This is a genomic window from Delftia sp. PE138, from assembly GCF_018320755.1.
In the GTDB taxonomy this organism is placed as follows: domain Bacteria; phylum Pseudomonadota; class Gammaproteobacteria; order Burkholderiales; family Burkholderiaceae_C; genus Comamonas; species Comamonas tsuruhatensis.
Map to the genome: position 1 here is coordinate 1,339,895 of NZ_JABEPN010000001.1, position 18,756 is coordinate 1,358,650.

An 18,756-nucleotide genomic window follows, 5' to 3' on the forward strand; every position below is an offset into this window, starting at 1 on the left:
TCCTGTGTTGGCGGGGTTTGCAGTGGATGCGGTGAAAACGGTGAAACTGAAAAATCAGGTCGGGCTGGCGTAGCGCGCCAGAATGCTCTCGAAGCCGTCGATGGCGCGCTGCATGGAGCCTTCGTTGCGCAGGAAGCGCGCCTCGTAATGCAGGGCCAGGATCAGGCCGTGGATCTCGAACAGCAGCTGGTTCTCGTCCAGGTCGGCACGCAGGTCGCCGCATTCGCGGCACTGCACGATGGTGCGGCGCATGGCTGCGTGCCAGGTCTGCACCGAAGCCGTCAGCGCATCGCGCACCGGCCCCGTGCGGTCGTCGAACTCCACGGCGCCGCTGATATAGATGCAGCCCGAGTCCAGCTCGATCGACGTGCGCTTCATCCAGTTGTCGAACAGCGCCCGCAGACGCGCCACGCCGCGCGGTGCCTGAAGCGCCGGGAAGAACACTTCCTGCTCGAAACGGTCGTGGTATTCATGCACCACGGAAATCTGCAGCTCCTCGCGCGAGCCAAAATGCGCGAACACGCCCGACTTGCTCATGCCCGTCAGCTCGGCCAGAGCGCCTATGGACAGGCCCTCAAGCCCGATGTGCGTGGCCAGGTTCAGGGCAGCCTCCACAATGGTGGCCTTGGTCTGCTGACCCTTGTGCAGCGCGCGGCGCGGCGCGGGCGCAGCCGCTTCGTGCACGGAAGAGCCGGCCTTGGGATCGGCATTGGAGTTGGTCGGAGAGCGAGCGGTGCGGCGTGGGGCGGAAACGCTGGACATGCGAAATTCTTGTTAAAACGAACGTTCGTGCTATTTTGCATGGAAAGCTTGTCGCGGCGAAGACATGCGGGGGAAAACACCTAGCTTGTGGGCAGGCGCAAAAAAGCCGGCAGGTGCCGGCTTGGTTGGTTGTCACGCCTCAGAGCAAGTCATGCCTCCACGGCAAATACCTTGATGCCCTTGAAGCGCATGTGGCGTTCGGGAGGCAGGTCGGCGTTGATCATGGCTTCGGTCTCCCAGGCATGTCTGCCCTCCAATGAGTTCCCCGTGAGAGACAGCGAGCGCAAGCTCAGGTGCCACACGCCAACGCCCTGAGCATTACTACTCTTACCCATAGACGCAAGCAATCACTTACTAGCTTTGCCAGCCTCGCTGAGTATCTCTGTGCGCATCTATTTGCTCCTCATGAACTCAATAATGACACCGCCCTGGCCACCAGAGCCCCCCATTGCAGAGCCCTGACCCGTTGTCCCGCCGCCACCGCCACCAAATATTCCACCTTCTCCACCCCCACTAGTGGTGGAGTCCGTGCCCGCGCCGCCAGCGAACATGCCACCATTGCCTCCGTTCGACGTAGCCCCCCAGTAGCCACCGCCCCCAGGTAGGCCGTTCCGCGGCGAGCCTTCCAGAGAAGTTCCCCCCCTGCCGATAGGTAGCAAGAACCTGCCGGCTGAGAATTCGGCTGTTTCGGAGACGACAAACCCCAAAGCAGATCCTGGCTCACGATACTGCACCCCTGGCGATCCCACGCCTGCGCCACCTGTGCTCAATCCTTCGAGCGATGAAGCGGGCGTTACACCATAAACACCCACTGCGCCACCACCCGATGCCTTAGAGTTTCCCGAAGACCCTCCTGTGACATTGACATCGCCACCCGACGCCGTGCCAGGCGTCGTGGGAGAGCCTCCTGTCGCCGTCATGCTCACCCCGGTAGTCGTTAATGTGGATGTTCCGCCCACGCCTCCGTTGTATTGCCCACCGGCACCAATCGTGTAGTTGATTGCCGTACCAGCGGCCAGTTGAACAAGCTTTTGTGAGAAACCCGCAGCTGCCCCTCCACGCCCCCCCCGCATTCCTCCACCTCCACCACCGATCAATGACAAGAGGTAGAGACCACTCCCTGGCGTAACAAAAGTCCCAGATTTGACGAAAACCCTTTGCTCATAGAGTCCTCCATTTCCATCACCCCCAAAAAGCTGAGAAAAATTCGGCATTTCTTACACCCATCCTTTCGCTGAGCCGGAATACACAAGCGAGCCGGCTGCCCGCAGAACATCGAGAGTCATCACGCCGCTCGCTCCGCGAATGAGAGCGCCGTTGGGATGGATGGCCACGGCCATCGAATCGGACAGATCCGTGATCTGGACCACATCGCTCAGTGCGGGCGCTGCCGGCAAAGTGAGCGTGAGTGCCGCTTCGATCACGTAATGCATGCGTGTCTGCGCCAGCGTATCGGAGCTGATGCGCTGGATGGGAGCCGACATGGGCGCCCCCATCACCCACCAGTTGGCGGGGTCGGAGCTGGGCTCATTGCCGCCGCTGCCGGCAAGCTTGCGGCGGTAGTTGAGGCCATTGGCCGGACTCCAGACCACGGCGCCCTCCGCGTAGGCTGTGCCCGCAGTCCATTTCACGGCACCAGCGGCTGCCGCAGCAGCTATGGCGCTTTGCGCGGCGGCGGCCTCGGACTGCGAGGCACCGCGCGCAGCGCCCTCGGCTGATCCGGCTCGCTCCTCCACATGCAAGGCGTTGGTATAGGTCGCATCGTTCGTGGCGTTGATCTGCTGGCGATGCGATTCGAGCTGCCCCAGCAGGGCATCGGCATGCGCGTCGAAATCGGGATCTCCGACATAGGGAGCGACGGGAAGTTGTGCAATCAGAGGTGGTTTGACAATAGGCATTACATGGACTCCAAATCAATCTGGCTGTACGAGTCTTTCGCGTTGTTGAGGTCGATGGGAAAGCGCCGGTAAGGGCCGAAGATCGACGCGGCTTCGGCATATCCATCGGTGGTGTCGTCATCCAGTGCAGCCCACAGTGCCGGGGCCGCATCCAGTTCCCTGCGCAGGCGCAGTGCGGTATCGACGTTGTCCTTGGGGATGCGGACCTTGACCGAGAGCGTGGGAACGCTACGCACAGGCTGCAACTTGATGCCGCCGTACTTGTCGCGATCGACCACCGAGAAATTCAGCGCGTCATTGCGCGGCGCCCATTCCGCATCGCCAATCCAGCTCTTCATGCCTAGTGCCGCATGCTCCACACGTACCGGGCGGCCACCTGCACGCACCAGCGTGACCACGATTTCCGCTCCGGTGAATGGAGGCAGGTCCGATATCAGAACCGTGGGAATCAGCGGAAATTCGCCAAAGAAATAGCCTGACCAGGTGCGCGTGGCGCGCGCGTTCAGCTTGCGCTCGCGTTGGGCGACGACGGCGCCCGCGGACTTGACCTGCATCACCACCTTGTCGGCCTGTACCCCCCGCATGAACAGGGTGTCGAAGCGCTTGCCTGGGCGCAGGGTGAAGCTCAACGTCGCAGGGGCTTCGGTGGCATCGTTCGTGAGATGGCGGAACATGGCCCAGCGATTGCTGGGACGCAGGGGCATCCAGCGCCTGGAGTCCTGTTCGGGAGGCGTCGCATCGACTCCCGCAATGCTGTTCTCATAGCGCATCTGCGTCTCCAGCCGCAGAACCTGCGCGCCACGTTCATAGTGGGTTGTTGGCGACCACAGTTTCTCGCCTGCAGAGGCGTCCACTTCCGGAACACTGCAGTCGATCAGGCCAGCCGCCGTGATAGGCATGGGGGGGACAACTATCATGGTTTCCTCAAACGATGTTCCACCAGATGTTGGTGCCGTCCTTCCAGACGCACACCAGCCGAAAGCCACCCACGGCCACGTCGCAGACGAGATGGCTGTCGTGGCCATGGATGTAGGTGCCCGACTCCTGCCGGGCAACGGTGAACTGCGCGGACGCAGGCCAGGTGAGGTGAAGATTCGTGAACTCGACGAAATCGCCGAGCGCAACCTCGCTCTTCTTGGGCAGATGCATGGTGATCGCGCCGCCACCCGTCCAGATGGCATAGCGCCCCCCGAGCTGAAGCACGCCACCATTGGCCTCGCGCAGATAGCCGGCTCTCGCCAGTTCGCGACCCCACGCCAGGGTTGGAATGGCCACCGGGCCCTGGGGTCCGGGAACGCCGGCATCCCCCTTGGCACCAGGCGTGCCCGGTAGACCCTGGGGTCCTGTTGCTCCCTGCGGCCCCTGCAGTCCCTGAGCACCCACATCCCCCTTGGGCCCGGCAGGTCCCTGAAGTCCTTGCTGCCCCTGCAGGCCTTGCACGCCGGCCTCGCCTTGAGGACCTGTCGCCCCACGCGGACCTGTTGCTCCCGCAGCGCCCGGATCACCCTTCGGTCCCTGCGGGCCGGCGATGGCCGCCGCAGCGATGGCATACGTGCGGCCCGTCCGGCGCAGCAGTGTCAGGTCGCCCGGCATCAACGATGCCGCCTGCTCGAGTTGATCGATCGTTGGCATCAGAGCTCCAATACGGCGCTGCCGCCAGCCGATTGCATGGCCACGCCGCCACGCGTTACACGCAACAGCACCTCGGCCGTATCGCGCACATGCTGTTTGATGTCCTGCAAAGCAGGATCCTGCTGTTCGATAGCGCGAATCAGGCGCTCGATGGCCAAAAGCAAGGGAGTGCCAGCAGCATCCGCACCACCGATCAGCGCCTGTCCCAGTTGGCTCTGGTTCCAAAGGCGCGCCGGTCCGGTGGCTTCGATCTCCCAACCGCTTTCACCCACCATGCGCAAGCCACCACCGTGCAGGCCACCTTTCGCGAAGGCCGGAATGCCAGCGCCTTCGAACCACCTGCGCCAATCGGATTCATAAAGACCGGAAAGCTCCGCCAGATCTGCGGCGGTCAGCTTGTTGTCCTTGATCCATTGGTTCAGTCCGCTGGCGTCCCCGGTTCCGTCGAAGGCGTGGTAACCATCGTTGTACTTGTCCAGATGCGCTACACGATCCTTGTCAGTGACTGGCTCATACCAGGTGCCACCCGAACCATCCGTGCGTGCCCGGCGGTAACGCGCATCCTGGCCCGCTCCAGGCGAAGGCGCCCCCCCAGGCCCCAGTACGGCCACATCGCCTCCCCCAGGGCCGGACTTTCCGCCGCTCTTCTCCTCCAGCAGCTTTGCCTGGAAATCACGCACCGCTTCATCGACGCTGCGCACGCTGGTGTCTATGCCACGAGCCGCGTCCAGTTGCTGCTTGGCGGAGAGGATCAGTTCATCCAACCGCGCCAAGGAAGTCTCTTCGGCCGCCAATTGCTGTTCGGCCACGGACAACTGCTCCTGCCCCTTCTCACCGAGTTGTTCCAGATCTGCGGCCAGCGCTCGCCTTGCCCGCTCCTCATCGATACGACTGGCGTAGGCGGTACGTGAAAGGCCATCGCGCGCCGCAGTGATGGCTTCGTCGAGTACTTTTTGCTCTGGCAGGTAGCCGGTATTGCGGACAGCCGAGACTGCATCCTGGATGAACCGTCCGGCCAACGATGCATCCATTGCGGCAACCGTATCGACCTCACCCCAGAGATCACGTGCGGCACCGCGCGCCAGGTCGACCACACCACGTGCAAGCTCGACCTGCTCGCGGGCGGCATCCAGACGCGCCTGAGCCAGGGTGCGCTCCGCATCGACGGAACGCTGCAGCAGGCTCCACGCCGCATCCGTATCGGCCTCGTTCTTCTTCTTCGCCTCCTGCGCCTGCTCCTCCTGCTTGCGCTTGGCTTCCTCCGCCTGTTTGGCCGAAGCCGCCGCAGCATCCTCGGACGTCTTGGTAACGGCCTTGAACGTGTCGTTGAGCTTGAGCAACTCGGCAGCGGTCTCGGCCGAAGACTTGCCGGTGCCGCCGATATTGCCGATCAGCTTGTCCATACCGGCAGTGAAGTCGGCCAGCGACGTGCTGGTGTTCGCCAGGTTCTCGAGATCGGCCGCGAGTTTTCCGATATCGCCCGAACCTTCTCCCAGGGTGGTGCTGGCCCAGTCCTTGAAGGCGCCAGTCTTGGCCATGTCCTTGAGGCCTTGCGTGCCCTGGACCTTCGAGATGGCGTCCTTCAATACCTTGGCATTCGCCTCCTCGGAGTTGGCTGCCTTGAGCTTGTCCTCCACCAGCTTGCGGAACCGGGCCTGGGCGTCGTCGGCATCCAGGTCTATGTCCACGCCCAAGTCCTTGAGCTTGCTGCCCATCTCGCGCTTGGCGATGGTCTTGCGCTCGTCCTCGCTGTAGAAGTTCTGGTAGAAGCTGCCGGCGTTGGCATTCAGCGCCTCGATGCCGCCCGAAGCCTTGATCAGGGACTCGAAGGCCAGGTCGGTCAGGTCGGCAAAGCCCGTGATCTTCTTGCCCAGTTCCTCGAAGGAGCGGCCGATCAGGTCGATGGTCTGGAAGGCTGCCTGCAACGCCTCGACATTGGGTGCTTCGCCCAGCGAGTCCAGCGTGGTGCGCATCCAGCTGGGCAGGTCCGCCTTCTTGAGTTCGGACACCAGCAGGGAACCGGTCTGGCCCAGGAAGGCCTTGTAGGCCTCGTCCGGGTTGTTGCCCAGCGAGCGGTTCTCGAAGCCGGCCAGCACTGTGCCCGTCACCTTGTCGATGATCTTGGCATAGCCGTAGGCATCCTCGTCGGTGTACTTTCCGTTGACGGCAAAGCCGCCGACCAAGTCAATGCCGCGCGCGCTACCCGTCGCGTATTTGCTGAGGGACCCATAGACCGAGGCCAGGCCATCCAGGCTGGTCTTGAGCTGCTTTTCGACGGCATCGCTGTGGCGCTGCGTCAGATCGTCATACCAGTCTCCGGCCGCACGGCCGAACAGCTGTTCGGCAGCCTTGTCGTTGCCGACGCCAGCGGTGCTGTAGGCGGCACCGGCGTGGTTGGGGCCGCGGGAGCCGAAAACATCACTGCTGAGCAGCGAATACAGTGCCAAGCCCCCAGCGATCCATGGCATCGCAGCACCCAACCCCATTGCGCTACCCGCGGTTCCGGAGCCCAGCCCAGCGCCGATGGAGCTCGCACCTGCCCCGGAGGCAGTCAAGCCCAGCCCGCCTCCAGCCGTAAGGCCTAAACCGCCTCCAGCGGTCAACCCAAGACCTGATGCAGCTGCTGTCGAACCGCCGAAGCCAAGCCATCCCCCAACGGTTCCCGCCAGACTGCCCAGCATTCCGCCGCTGCCAGCCAGAGACAAAAAGTTGCCTGCGTTGCCGGCCAACCCGAGCAAGCCGCCTGAACCCGCCCCGCCGAGCCCCAGCGCCGCGCCAAGGTTGCCGATGAATCCTTGCAGTTGCGCTATCACAGGCATGACAAGCGGCCGCGCGAACGCCTTGTACATCTCATCGGCCACCGTGGCCTTGAACGTCGCGCTCAGGTTCTTGGTGAACGTGCGCCAGCCTTCCGTACCGTTGGCCAGCATGTCTGCGAAGCCCTTGCGGAACATCTCGTCCATCTGGTCAACGGACTTCTGGGTTTCCTGCATGCGGGTGCGCTCGGCGACATTGGCCTTGGCCTGGTTCGCAGCGGCCGTGGCGTCTTCCTTGAGCTTCTGGGCGGCAGCGGCATCCGTGGGATTCTTGGCCGCGATGTCTTGCAGCTTTTTCTGGAGATCTATCTCAATCCTGTACTGCGCCAGGGCAATCTCCCGATCGCGCTGCGACATGGCGGCCAGGGACTGCTCGAACTGGGTCGCCTCGTTGGCCTCCTTCACGCTTTGCGCATACTCGGCCACCATGCGTGCCGAGTCGTTGTAGCCCTTGACCCTGGCGAGTTCGCGCGTGGCCTCGGCCTCTTTGCCCACGGCCTCGGCGACGTCCTTCGAGCATCGGACGCTCTCTTGCTTGGCTGCGTTGTCTTGCAGTTCCGCGATGGTCTTTTCGACCTGCTCCTGCCGCAGCTGTCCCAACGCATCGCCAGTCAGACCGATCGCGAGGGTCTCCTGCCGGGCGAGTTCCAGGTTCTTTTCGGCCAGTCCGGCCTTGGTCTGGTGCTCCGTGACGAGCTGCGCCACCTCCTGCTGCCTTTTCTGCAGTTCCTGATCGCGCTTGAGCTCCTCATTGTCCTGCTGCGTTCTGGCTGGCACGGCCGGTGGTGCGTAGCTGACGGTGCGGGGTACCGCAGGCGGCTCTTTCTTCTGCGCAGGCGCATCGGTTTTCTTGCTTTGCTCCTGCGGCTGTGGCTGTCCCACCAGCGGCGGATTGATGAACCCGCGGCCGCCGCCTGCATTGCGCTGACCCTGTGCCGCCATCAATTCGCGCTGCACCTGCTGCAATTTTTCGACCAGGCGCTGGGCATCGTCATGGGCCGTGCGCACCCATACATTGCGCGATGTCGCTGCCCCCTTGGCCTGCAGCATCTCCAGTTCAGCCCTGGCGCGCGGAAGCTCCTTGGCCAGATAGGCTGCCTTTTCCGCATTCGACTGGAAGGCCGTGCTGATGTATTGCAAGCCCACCGCGCGCCCGGCGATGTTGCCCAGGCCGCTGCTGATCTGGCCCAGGAAGCCCGACCCGTTGTCACGCGCCCGCGACATGGACTCCGAAAAGGCGTTCATATCGTTGGCCGCTGCATTCATGCCAAAGGAGATCATCTGGCTGATGCCGGAATCTCCCACGGCGGACTTGAGCTTGTCCCAGGCGTTGGCCATGCGTTGGGTGCCGGCATCCAGCCTGTCCGCCGCCTTGTCCGTCCCCTCTCCCAGGGAGCTTTGCAGCGCCTGCGAGAAACGGGGCAGAAAGTCCTGCGTCACGACCTCGCCGGTCTGCAGCATCTGGGAGAACCGCTCCTGTGTCACACCCAGGGCCTGAGCGCCGACCAGCGCCGCCTCCGGGATATGTCCCAGTTTCTCGCTGAAGTCCGACGCGCCTATCGTCCCCTTGCCCATCAGGTCGAGTACGGCTGCCAACGAGGCATTGCCCTGCTCCACGGAAAGGCCCATGGCCGCGTTGGCCGAGGCAATCCCCGTGAAGATGGTCTGCACCTGCGCGCCCTCCAGCGCCGTACCTCGCGCCTTGGTGGCGAAGTCGGCGTAGGCCTGGCCGGTGGCATTGAGCTGCAGGCCCAGCCGATCGGCCAGGGCCGTGACATAGGCCAGTTCCTGCGCGCCCTTGCCGCCGGTGGCAAGGTCCAGCCGTGTACGCAGATTCTCTGTCTGGGCACTGGCCGTGTAGAGCGCCTCTCCCACCTTGGCCGCCGAACCCGCAACTTCCAGCATGGCATTGGCGCGGCCTGCAATCTTGCCCATGGAAGTAGACAGGCTCTCGATATCGACGCTGGCACGCGCCGACACAAGCGCCGTGTCCGTTGAGGCACCTGCGAACTGCGACATGCCGGCATACGCCTGCTGCAGCTTGCCGTGGAGTTTGTCGAGCTCCTGGGAGAACTGGGCATTCTGCGCACGCAGCTCGCTCAGGCTGGGCGTCTGGGCGATGCCTATGCTTTTGACCGCTGTACTCATGCTGATCTCTGTTCGGTATGCTTGACCGCTTGTGTTTGTCTTGAAAGGCCGGAGCCGAGGCCCCTATGCCTCAGCCCCGGTTGAGCTGGCGCAGCGCCTGCGCCTCCAGTACCTGCAATTGCGCGAAGACCTCGCCGCGCTGCGCGGCGGGCACCGCGTAGCGGCGCATCACGATCTCGGCCCCGGCGTAGTCCAGCCCGTCCCAGTGCCACTGGCCCCAGGGCGTGGCCGTCCTACGCCATTGGGTGGAGCAGCCGAGGTACACGCTCCAGGCCATCGCATGCTCCGGCCACAGTTCGTAGTCCTCGGGGTGCTGCCGTTGCAGATCGCCGGGCACCATCCGGTCGGGGTCGATCCCCATCTGCGCGCACTGGGCGCGCAGCTCGTCGTCTACGAGATAGCGGTCTGCGCCGTCGAGGCCGAGGTGATGCCGGACAGCGCCACGGAGTTTTTTGTGGCGGCATCCCGCTGGTGCACGTTGAGTCCGTCGAACCAGGCCACGGCCATGGCCTGCTCCAGTCCCGGGTAGGCCTCCTCGGCCGCCAGGCGCTCGTCGCGGCTGTAGGGCACGGGTGTTCCTTCGTCGCCCAGCATCCCCTCCCAGCCCACAACCACTTCGTCGAGCAGTTCAGGGATGGTCATGCGCCGTACCTCCTGCGAGCCATCGGGCTGCGTGGCGGGCTTGCCGACGACGATGAGTTCATTGATCTCGTCGCGCCGCGCCTTGCCCAGGCGCTTGAACACGACGGCAAAGTGATGGGCTCCGAACCTGCCCTCATCGACGGGCAGGTACAGCGTTGCGGGAACGGAGATGGTGGGCTTGAGCCCGGAAATCTTGACGGCCATGGTGATCCTTGGATGTGTAGTTGTCAGGCAGGGAGGTGAGGCGTCAGATCTCGATGGACCATTCGTCGTTGCCCGCGTCGGAGGGAATGAACGACAGGGGGATCGTGATCATCTGCACGCCATCGCTGTCGCTGTAGGTCGGCTTGCCGATCTGGGCGCGCGCGCTCTTGAAACTGACGGTGTTGGTGGCGCCGGGGCCATGCTTGAGCGTGACGGGCACGATGGCGCTGGCGCGCGCCAGGCCGATCCAGTCCTTGGTGGCCACGCTGGTGTTCTCGAAGGTGACGCTGCCCGTGGACTTTCGGTCCGTGATTTCCACGGTGTCCACGTTCATCAGGTCGCGCTTGACCACCTGGTTGCCGCACTTGAAGCTGAAGGCGCTGCAGGCCACCGCCAGGCCGTCGAGGGTCAGTTGGGTGTTGGTCTTGTTGACGCCCAGGGGAGCGACGAAGTCGCTGTAGTCCACTGCCGGCAGGGCCTCATCCACGGCGGGGACGAAGGAGCCCGTGAACTCGAACTTCCACTTGGGAATGGCCTTGGCATCGGTGCTGAACTCCACCTCGCCGCGTGCGCCATGCATCTTGTAGAGGGTGCCGTCCACGTTGCCGTAGATGGTCACGCTCTGGATGCCGTCGGTCACGGGAGAGAAGACTGTCTTCACGCCAGTCTCGGTGCTGGCGCTGGCGGCACACGCACGCAACAGGTCGGTCACGCCGGGACGCTCGCCCGCTGCGGCCACACCCGCGAATTCCACGGAGAACGCCACCTTCTGGTATTCGGTGACCAGGGTGCTGCCGCTGGAGCCGAAGAAGGGACGGATGTTGTTGCGCTCGACCACGTCGCCCTCGATGGGGGTGAGGGTCACGTCGCTGACCAGCATGGCATTGGCCGCCAGCGGTACGACGGCCGTGCCGACAACGGTTTCAACCAGGGCCAGGAGGGCCATCTTGCGCATAATCTTTGCTGCCATTTGGAAAATCCTTTGAAGAGATGAGGAAAGGTTTCGCGGCCTTGGGCGCCGTTCTCCAGCGCCGCGGACCACAGGGGTTGCGGGAAAGTTGCGAGGTGTCCGGTCTAGGCCCGGTTCGGTGGTGTGCAGGTCACAGGTAGCTCCAGGTTCTGAGTTGCAGGACAACGGAGTGGCAACGCACTCCCGCGAAATCCACCGGCTCGGCACGCATGACCTGCACGCCATCGGTGCTGTCGTCGCTGCCTGCCAGGGGACCGGGCTGGCACACGCCACCCAGGGTCGGATCGGCTCGCACCAGGGCGCGGAACTGCTCGACCAGGTCGTCCAGCAGCAACTCGCTGGCCTGGGCGTCGGCGATGGCCAGGTAGCCATGCAGCGTCCATTGGTGCACGCTTACCGTGCGGGCCGTGCTGCTGCCGTGCTCGACCGTGCTGCTTCTGCGCAGCCACCAGCCGCGGACATGGGCCGTGCCTGCTGCAGGCGGCGTATACGTGAACAGGGCGGCCAGCTCGGCATCGCTGGCGGCATGGCGTTCGCGGTCCTGTACAACGCCGATCTGCGGCACCGAGGCCAGGACGGACACGATGGCGTTGCGATGCTGGGCCAGTGCATTCATGGGCGCAGCACCGGAAAGGCCGCTGCCACGCTCGCCGCAGCCTCGGCCACGATGGGCCGCAGATGAGCGGCAAAGAGCAGGAACAGTTGTGCGATGGCGTACATGGGTCACTCCGTTGGGGGACGCAGAAAAAGATGCGTCGTTGCGATGGAGTGACTGTGCCGAGGTAGGCAAAAATGAATAAGGCCTGCATATGCAGGCCCGGTTTCAGCGTCCACAGGCGCGCGCCTTCTCAGGCGCAGCGGACCTGGATGCCAGGCACATGTGCCTTGGCCCGGCACATCCCAACGGCCAGGCAAGCGCAAACGTCCTGCCGCTCGGGTAGGCACGGACGCACGAAAGAGGAGGACGAGAAAGGCCGAGAGAAGACGGAAACGCCCAGGTCGCCTCAGGCCTGCGGCAAAGTCTCTGGAGCGGTGCCGAGCGGCACGGCCCGGGGGCTAGAGTTCTCCGCCGTGCCAGAGAACCCGGCCGCAGATGCGCAGCCGGTTGGCCGCTTCGCCTTCCAGAACCTGGGGCGGATAAGCGGGGTTGTAGCTGACGATGCGCACACCGCCCGTGCTGAAGTCGCGCTCCAGCAGCTTGACGTAGTTCTCACCCTCCAGCTCGATCACATAGACACCATCCTGGGTCAGCGTATCGACCGAGGTGTTGACCAGCAGGATGTCGCCGTCGTTGATGCGGTCCGCCATGGATCTTCCACGGGCACGCACGATCTTGGCGTTGTGTCTGCCCAGCCCCTTGGACTGCAGCCAGGACGAACGGAAGGCGAAGCGGCCTATCACCTCGTCAGGGCCGTTGACGGCCCCATGCCCTGCGCTGACGTGCGCATCGAGCATCTCGATCTGCGTGAACTCGTCTTCGGCCGCCCCACCATGCCGAGCGACAGGCTTCGCCGCGCCCGTGCCGTTGAAATACTCCAGCGGCCGGCCCGCTCGCTGCGAGGCCCGCAGCAGTTGCCGTGCTGGCACTTCCCCGCGCTTGCGCCATGTCCGCACCGTTTCAGGCTGAACCTCCATGCCGGCCATCCAGTCGGGTCCCAAGGCTTCAGCCATGCGCGCCAGTACCTCATCAACGTTGGATGTAAGCGCATCAGTCACAGGTTTTGCAGGCATGGCGAATCTTGACAGTGGTTCGTTATGGACCAAGAATATGGTTCAAATTGAACCGTTTCCTTTTGAACCAAGAGCGTACAGCCAAAATGCATTCCGAACACCATCCGGCACCTGTCTTCCAGGGCTTTCGGCCTGCTGCCCTGCCCCCCACCATCGGCATACCCACGCCCGCAGCAGCTGCCATTGACCCGCGCCATGGCACTTGCAGTGATCTGCTCCCACCCCTGCTGCAGGACTTCGAGCGCCTGATCGGACTGCAGCCCACGATGGCCTTGGTGCAGCGCTGGGGTGGGCTGCGCATCTACGTTCCCACGCCGGACAAGGTCACACCCGAGCATCCCTATGCGGCCACCATAGGCGTGAAAGCCTTGCTCCAGCTCGCCCGTGAGTATGGAGGCCTGCCCCACTTCCAGCTGCCCAGGGCAGCGCGCGCACTGCAGGCACTACGCAACCAGCGTATCGCCGCAGACTACGCCACGGACAAGACGGCCCGGCAACTGGCTGCCGAGCATGGGATTACGGAAGGCCAGGTGGGGCGCATCGTTGCGGCGCTGGGCGTGACAGCACCGGCCAGGCGACGGCGCAATCTTGCCGGCTGAGCACTGCCACCGCGAAGAAGCAAGGCCCTGGTCGCAAAAAAGCCACCGGCGCAAGCGGGTGGCTTTGCTGCAAAGCGGACCCTGGGGTCCGCTGGGCCATGTTCAGACCATCAAGGCCAGGCTGGCTTCCAGATGCTCGGTCGGCAGGCGGCGGAAACCCGAGCGCGCGTAGCGCTGCAGGCGGCCCAGCGCGAACGACGTCAGCACGCTGGCGGCGACCTGGGCATCGACCGTCGGGGCGGAGGAGCCCAGCGCACCGGCGGCGGGGCGCAGGCACTGGCGCAGCGTGGATTCGATGCGGTCGAAGAACTGGTTCATGCGGGCCTGCAGGCGCTCGTGCTCGAAGACGATGGCATCGCCCACCATGACGCGCACCATGCCGGGGTTGCGCTCGCCGAACTGCAGCACCAGCGAGATCACGCGGCTGGCCTGGCGCATGCCATCCACTGCGGGCCGCTCTTCCTCCGGCACATCCCGCCCGACGATCTGCTGCACCAGCGTGAAAACGGATTGCTCGATGAACTCGATCAGGCCTTCGAACATCTGTGCCTTGCTGGCGAAGTGGCGGTACAGGGCCGCCTCGCTGACGCCCAGGTGAGCGGCCAGCGCTGCCGTGGTGATGCGTTCTGCGCCGGGCTTTTCCAGCATGGCCGCAAGCGCCTGCAGGATCTGCTCGCGCCGCTCCCCGGGTTTGGGGCGTTTGCGCGCAGGCGTGGGGGCGGAAGCGGAGGCGGCTTCGTCGGAAACGACATCAGCGCCAGGAGCGGATAAAGGCGACAGGACTTCAGACTCGGACATAAGCAGATCAACTATTTGTAAGTAATTCTCTCACAGCCCTCGGCGGCAACTCCGCACAAAGCTGTCCCCATGAGCGCAACCGTCAGGATCGCGTCCCTGTTGGCTGCGCTGCTACTGTTTCCGAGAGCACGGCCGGCATTTGCAATGGAAGCTCCAAGCGTACCAGCAGGCCCTTGCCCTGCGCGCCGGCGCCAAAGGCCAGAGTGCCCTGGTGCAACAGGGCGATTTCATCGGCAATCGCCAATCCCAGCCCCGTTCCATCGCCGGACGCACCCTGGGCGCGGTAAAAGCGCTGCGTGATCTGCGAGCGCTCGGCCTCGGGCACGCCGGGGCCATCGTCCTCGATCTCCAGGAAGGCCCACCCTGGCGGCTCATCCGCGGACTGCCCCGCGCCATGGTACATGCCGCAGCGCAGCGTGACGCTGCCGCCGGGCGGCGTGTACTTGATGGCGTTGTCCACGAGATTGGACACCAGTTCGCGCAGCAGCCAGCTGTGGCCCCAGACACTGGCCGGAGCAACGTCAAGGCCGAAGTCCAGCCCCTTGGCGCTGGCCTGGTCGAAGAACATTTCCAGCATGCTTTCGCACAGGTCCTTGAGGTCCACCTGCTGCAGCGGCTGGACTTCGGCATTGCGGGCGTCGGCACGTGACAGCGCCAGCAGCTGGCGTGCCAGCTGCGAGGTGCGCCGCGTGGCGTCGCGCAATTGCTCGATCTGCGTCACGCTGAGCACCACCTGGGCCTCGGTGCCCTTGCGCCTCGCCTCGGCCTGGGCAGCCTGCGCGCTCAGCGCCCAGGCCTCGACCTGGGCCTGCAAGGCCGCCAGAGGCGTGCGCAATTGATGGGCGGCATCGGCCACAAAGCGCCGCTGGCCTTCGGCCTGGGCGTTGACCAGTGCAAACAATCGGTTGAGCGAGCGCACCAGCGGGCGGACCTCGGCGGGCGAGCTGTGCTCAGAGATGGGACTGAGGTCGCGCGGCGAGCGCCGCTCCACAGCCTGGGTCAGGGTCAGCAGCGGCCGGAAGGCCCGGCTGACCGACCAGTAGATGGCAATGCCAGCGCCCGCGATCAGCAGCACGCTGGGCAGCAGCACATGCAGCAGCAACTGGCGCACCCATTGCTGGCGTACGTCGCCACCGTCGGCCAGCACGAGCACCATTTCACCGGCGCCATAGGTTTCGGCGCGCATGACGGCCACGCGGTAGGTCAGGCCGTCATGCTCCTGGCTGTGGAACTCGGCCAGCGGCGTGGAAGGCACATCGAAGCGGATCCAGGTGTCGCCGGCAACGACATGGCCCTGCAGGTCGCCCACGGCATATCCGACGTCGTTGCCGCGCTGGCGCAAGACTTCCTCGATGGCGGGCGTCAGCGCGACCAGCGGCGGCGTTCCCTCGGCAATCGACGGTGCCAGCACGGAGTCGGCCAGCGCGGGCAGCAGGCGCAAAAGGCGCTGGTCATGCTGGGTGGAGGCCTCGTCTGCCGAGCGGTAGCCGAACCAGCCGCCCATCAGCGCCAGCAGCGTCAGCGGCACCACCAGCAGCACCAGCAGGCGAAGTCGCAGATTGGCTGTCATGGGCGGTCAGCGCCTGGGGCCATGCGCCATGTCCGCATCAGGCAACGGTATGCGAGAGTTCCAGCCGATAGCCGAAGCCCCGGATGGAGCGTAGGGCCACGCCGTGCGGCTCCAGCTTGCTGCGCAGGCGAGAGACATAGACCTCGACCGCATTGGGCGTGATCTCTCGGTCCCAGCCCGTGAGCGCCTGCAGCAGCTTGTCCTTGCTGGCCGGCTTGGGCGCGTGGATCAGCAGGTATTCCAGCACGGTCCATTCGCGCGGGCCCAGGTCGATGGGCAGCAGCTTTCCCTCGCTCTCATCGTCTTGTGCAGGCTGGCGCGCGCCGGCGCGGCGGCCTGCCGTGTCCAGCTCGATGGGACCGAAGCTGAGGACGGCCGATGTGGCTGCCTGTGACCGACGCAGCAGCGCGCGCAGCCGGGCCAGCAGTTCAGGAAGCTCAAAGGGCTTGACCATGTAGTCGTCGGCGCCCTGGTCCAGGCCCTGCACGCGGTCCTGCAGCGCGTCGCGCGCCGTCAGAATCAGCACGGGCATGGCCGAGCTCTCCACCGCGCTGCTGCGCAGGCGGCGCGTGAGCTCCAGCCCGTCGATACCGGGCAGGCCGATGTCGATCACGGCCAGGTCGAAGGCTTCCTGGGCCAGCACCTCCAGGGCGCGCTCGGCACTGCCGACCCAGTCCACGGCATACCCCGCATCGGACAGCCCCAGCTTGATGCCGCTGGCCACCATCACATCGTCTTCCACAAGAAGCAAACGCATATCAAACCTAAAAACAAAAGCCGCCCAAAGGCGGCTTGCAGCAGACCGGCCCAGGCCGTCAGACCACGCCCGGGCCATGCGCGATGGTAACGCGAACCGCAAAGTCCGCGCCATCGGGCCTCAATGGCTGCGGATCATGGTGCCGTAGGCCTGGTCGGTCAGGATTTCCAGCAGCATGGCATGCGGCACGCGGCCATCGATGATGTGCACGGCGTTGACGCCGGCCTTGGCGGCATCCAGGGCGCCGCTGATCTTGGGCAGCATGCCGCCCGAGATGGTGCCGTCTGCGAACAGGGCGTCGATCTCGCGCGCCGTGAGGTCGGTCAGCAGGCTGCCGGCCTTGTCCAGCACGCCGGGGGTGTTGGTCAGCAGCACCAGCTTTTCGGCCTGCAGCACGGTGGCCAGCTTGCTGGCGACCACGTCGGCGTTGATGTTGTAGCTCTCGTTTTCCTCGCCAAAGCCGATGGGGCTGATCACGGGGATGAAGGCGTCATCCTGCAGCGCACGCACCACGCTGGGGTCGATGGAGACGATGTCGCCCACCTGGCCCACGTCGTACTCGATGTTCGGATCCTTGTTGTCGACCATCTTGAGCTTGCGTGCGCGGATCAGGCCGCCATCGCGCCCTGTCAGGCCCACGGCCTTGCCACCGGCCTGGTGGATCAGGCCCACGATGTCCTGCTGCACCTCGCCGGCCAGCACCCATTCCACGACTTCCATGGTCTCCGCATCGGTCACGCGCATGCCCTGGATGAACTCGCCCTTCTTGCCCAGGCGGTTCAGGGCCGTCTCGATCTGCGGCCCGCCGCCATGCACCACCACCGGATTCATGCCCACCAACTTCAGCAGCACCACGTCTTCCGCGAAGTCGGCCTGCAGGGCCGGATCGGTCATGGCGTTGCCGCCATACTTGATGACCATGGTCTTGCCGTGGAACTTGCGGATGTAGGGCAGGGCCTGGGCGAGGATTTCGGCCTTGTCGCGGGGGGCAATCGAGAGGATATCGTTCATGGTGCTAGCCCTGGGGCGTGGAAGTAGTCAACAACAAGGCGGGCATTGTGCCGCAACTGCGCCGCAGTGTTGCATGCCCGGATGACGGAACGCCCATGGCGCCCGGTCATCATCCATTGTTCTGCATCCAGCCCGGCAGCTTGAAGCGCACGATGGCCAGATAGGCCACCACGTAGCTGACCACGAACAGCAGGCAGAAACCCACCAGGACCGGTGTATTGCTCCAGAACAGCAGCGCAGGCACCACGGTCAGCAGCGTGAAGGCCCACAGATAGGGGGAGGTCCGGTTATTGCGGCGAAGCATGCGCCGGGCCAGATCATCGTCGAACACACCGCGCACCATGCGCCGATAGATAAGCTGGTGGAAATGCAGCGCATCCGCCATGCCCGGCGACATGCCGCGCATCAGCTTGCGGTAAATGGAAAACACCGTCTCCCAGACCGGATAGATCAGCAGCAGCATGGGAAACCATGGAGAGACTGCGGAATTGCGCTGCACCAGGGCGATGCTGGCCAGGGCAATCGCCAGGCCCCAGACATAGGCTCCGCCATCGCCGGCAAACATCATGCCGCGCGGGTAGTTCCAGACCAGGAAGCCGCAGGTGGCGGCGGCCAGCGTCACCAGCATGGCGGCCAGCGTGCGGTCGCCCACCTGCAAGGCCACATGGGCCAGCGCCAGGCAGATGATGGTGGCCACCATGCCCGCCAGCCCGTTGTAGCCGTCGATGATATTGAAGGCATGGGGTAGGCCCGTCAGCGCCAGCACCGCAAGGCCCATGCCCAGCCAGGGCATGGCAGGACCCAGCGCCTGTTCCAGCCAGGGCCAGCCGAGCCGGGGCACGGTGAGGCCGCACAGCAAAACAGCCAGCACGGCGCTCAGCAGGGTCAGCACCAGCCGGTAGCGCACGCTCAGGCGCTGCGAGACATCCTCGATGACGCCGCCGACCACGGCCGGCAGCATGGCGGCCAGGCATACGACGACCCACAGCTGCATGCGCAGCGACGAAGGATCTCCGCGCATGCTCAGCCAGGTGCCGACTCCCCAGGAGACAGCCAGCCCGAGGTACATGGGCACGCCCCCCAGCCGGGGCACCTCGCCCATGTGGAAACGCTGAGGCTTGTCGTATCCGTAGGAGGACGTTGCGGACCGCCGGGCCCAGCGCAGCAGCAGCGCACAGCCGATGAAGGAGACCATGAAGGCCAGTACCGACATCCAGA

General features: G+C 64.7%; 16 protein-coding genes. 1 reads left to right on the top strand and 15 read right to left on the bottom strand.

Annotation, left to right across the window (positions count from 1 at the left end; all coding sequences use genetic code 11):
* Nucleotides 1-54: 54 nt before the first annotated feature.
* From HFGMBDPB_RS06030 to HFGMBDPB_RS06075, 10 genes are all read right to left on the bottom strand, one after another.
* The gene (locus HFGMBDPB_RS06030) at nt 55-762 is read right to left on the bottom strand and encodes a TetR/AcrR family transcriptional regulator (RefSeq protein WP_016446433.1); all 708 of its coding nucleotides are present in this window, start codon (nt 760-762) and stop codon (nt 55-57) included.
* Between the two features lie 1,217 nt (nt 763-1,979).
* Nucleotides 1,980-2,660: a hypothetical protein gene (locus HFGMBDPB_RS06035; RefSeq protein ID WP_212645065.1), complete on the bottom strand. Its 681-nt coding sequence runs from the start codon at nt 2,658-2,660 to the stop codon at nt 1,980-1,982.
* Nucleotides 2,660-3,559 carry a hypothetical protein gene (locus tag HFGMBDPB_RS06040; RefSeq protein WP_123694089.1) on the bottom strand — a complete coding sequence of 300 codons (900 nt, stop codon included), beginning with the start codon at nt 3,557-3,559 and terminating at the stop codon, nt 2,660-2,662. Before HFGMBDPB_RS06040 ends, HFGMBDPB_RS06035 begins: the two co-directional genes overlap by 1 nt.
* 25 nt (nt 3,560-3,584) lie before the next feature.
* Complete coding sequence (locus HFGMBDPB_RS29880; protein ID WP_047217718.1) at nt 3,585-4,292, bottom strand: collagen-like protein; 708 nt, start codon at nt 4,290-4,292, stop codon at nt 3,585-3,587.
* Entirely contained in the window at nt 4,292-9,256 is a 4,965-nt protein-coding gene (locus HFGMBDPB_RS06050; RefSeq protein ID WP_212645066.1) for a tape measure protein, read from the bottom strand. Before HFGMBDPB_RS06050 ends, HFGMBDPB_RS29880 begins: the two co-directional genes overlap by 1 nt.
* Nucleotides 9,257-9,326: 70 nt before the next feature.
* Nucleotides 9,327-9,596, bottom strand: coding sequence for a DUF1799 domain-containing protein (locus HFGMBDPB_RS06055; RefSeq protein WP_237426668.1), 270 nt, complete (start codon nt 9,594-9,596; stop codon nt 9,327-9,329).
* Between the two features lie 50 nt (nt 9,597-9,646).
* Complete coding sequence (locus HFGMBDPB_RS06060; protein ID WP_012203259.1) at nt 9,647-10,102, bottom strand: hypothetical protein; 456 nt, start codon at nt 10,100-10,102, stop codon at nt 9,647-9,649.
* 43 nt (nt 10,103-10,145) lie between these two features.
* Nucleotides 10,146-11,072: a phage tail tube protein gene (locus tag HFGMBDPB_RS06065; protein WP_012203258.1), complete on the bottom strand. Its 927-nt coding sequence runs from the start codon at nt 11,070-11,072 to the stop codon at nt 10,146-10,148.
* A 130-nt stretch (nt 11,073-11,202) separates the two neighbouring features.
* Nucleotides 11,203-11,688, bottom strand: a complete 486-nt coding sequence (locus HFGMBDPB_RS06070) for a hypothetical protein (protein ID WP_017405922.1) — start codon at nt 11,686-11,688, stop codon at nt 11,203-11,205.
* Nucleotides 11,689-12,128: 440 nt separating this feature from the next.
* The gene (locus HFGMBDPB_RS06075; RefSeq protein ID WP_026062523.1) at nt 12,129-12,743 is read right to left on the bottom strand and encodes a S24 family peptidase; all 615 of its coding nucleotides are present in this window, start codon (nt 12,741-12,743) and stop codon (nt 12,129-12,131) included.
* Nucleotides 12,744-12,889: 146 nt separating this feature from the next.
* On the opposite strand from HFGMBDPB_RS06075, the gene HFGMBDPB_RS06080 reads away from it, so the two are divergent.
* The gene (locus HFGMBDPB_RS06080) at nt 12,890-13,402 is read left to right on the top strand and encodes a Mor transcription activator family protein (protein ID WP_074920493.1); all 513 of its coding nucleotides are present in this window, start codon (nt 12,890-12,892) and stop codon (nt 13,400-13,402) included.
* A gap of 102 nt (nt 13,403-13,504) precedes the next feature.
* Here HFGMBDPB_RS06080 and slmA read toward each other — a convergent pair whose 3' ends face one another.
* The 5 genes from slmA to HFGMBDPB_RS06105 all read right to left on the bottom strand — a co-directional run bounded on the left by slmA (nt 13,505) and on the right by HFGMBDPB_RS06105 (nt 18,751).
* Entirely contained in the window at nt 13,505-14,200 is a 696-nt protein-coding gene (gene slmA, locus HFGMBDPB_RS06085; RefSeq protein WP_012203254.1) for a nucleoid occlusion factor SlmA, read from the bottom strand.
* Between the two features lie 82 nt (nt 14,201-14,282).
* The gene (locus HFGMBDPB_RS06090) at nt 14,283-15,770 is read right to left on the bottom strand and encodes an ATP-binding protein (RefSeq protein WP_016451814.1); all 1,488 of its coding nucleotides are present in this window, start codon (nt 15,768-15,770) and stop codon (nt 14,283-14,285) included.
* A gap of 37 nt (nt 15,771-15,807) precedes the next feature.
* Entirely contained in the window at nt 15,808-16,527 is a 720-nt protein-coding gene (locus HFGMBDPB_RS06095) for a response regulator transcription factor (protein WP_016446445.1), read from the bottom strand.
* A gap of 120 nt (nt 16,528-16,647) precedes the next feature.
* Nucleotides 16,648-17,538 (bottom strand): acetylglutamate kinase, encoded by an 891-nt coding sequence (gene argB / locus HFGMBDPB_RS06100; RefSeq protein WP_012203251.1) that lies wholly within the window; start codon nt 17,536-17,538, stop codon nt 16,648-16,650.
* A gap of 109 nt (nt 17,539-17,647) precedes the next feature.
* On the bottom strand, nt 17,648-18,751 hold the full coding sequence (locus tag HFGMBDPB_RS06105) for a glycosyltransferase family 4 protein (RefSeq protein ID WP_016446446.1): 1,104 nt from the start codon (nt 18,749-18,751) through the stop codon (nt 17,648-17,650).
* Nucleotides 18,752-18,756 lie beyond the last annotated feature (5 nt).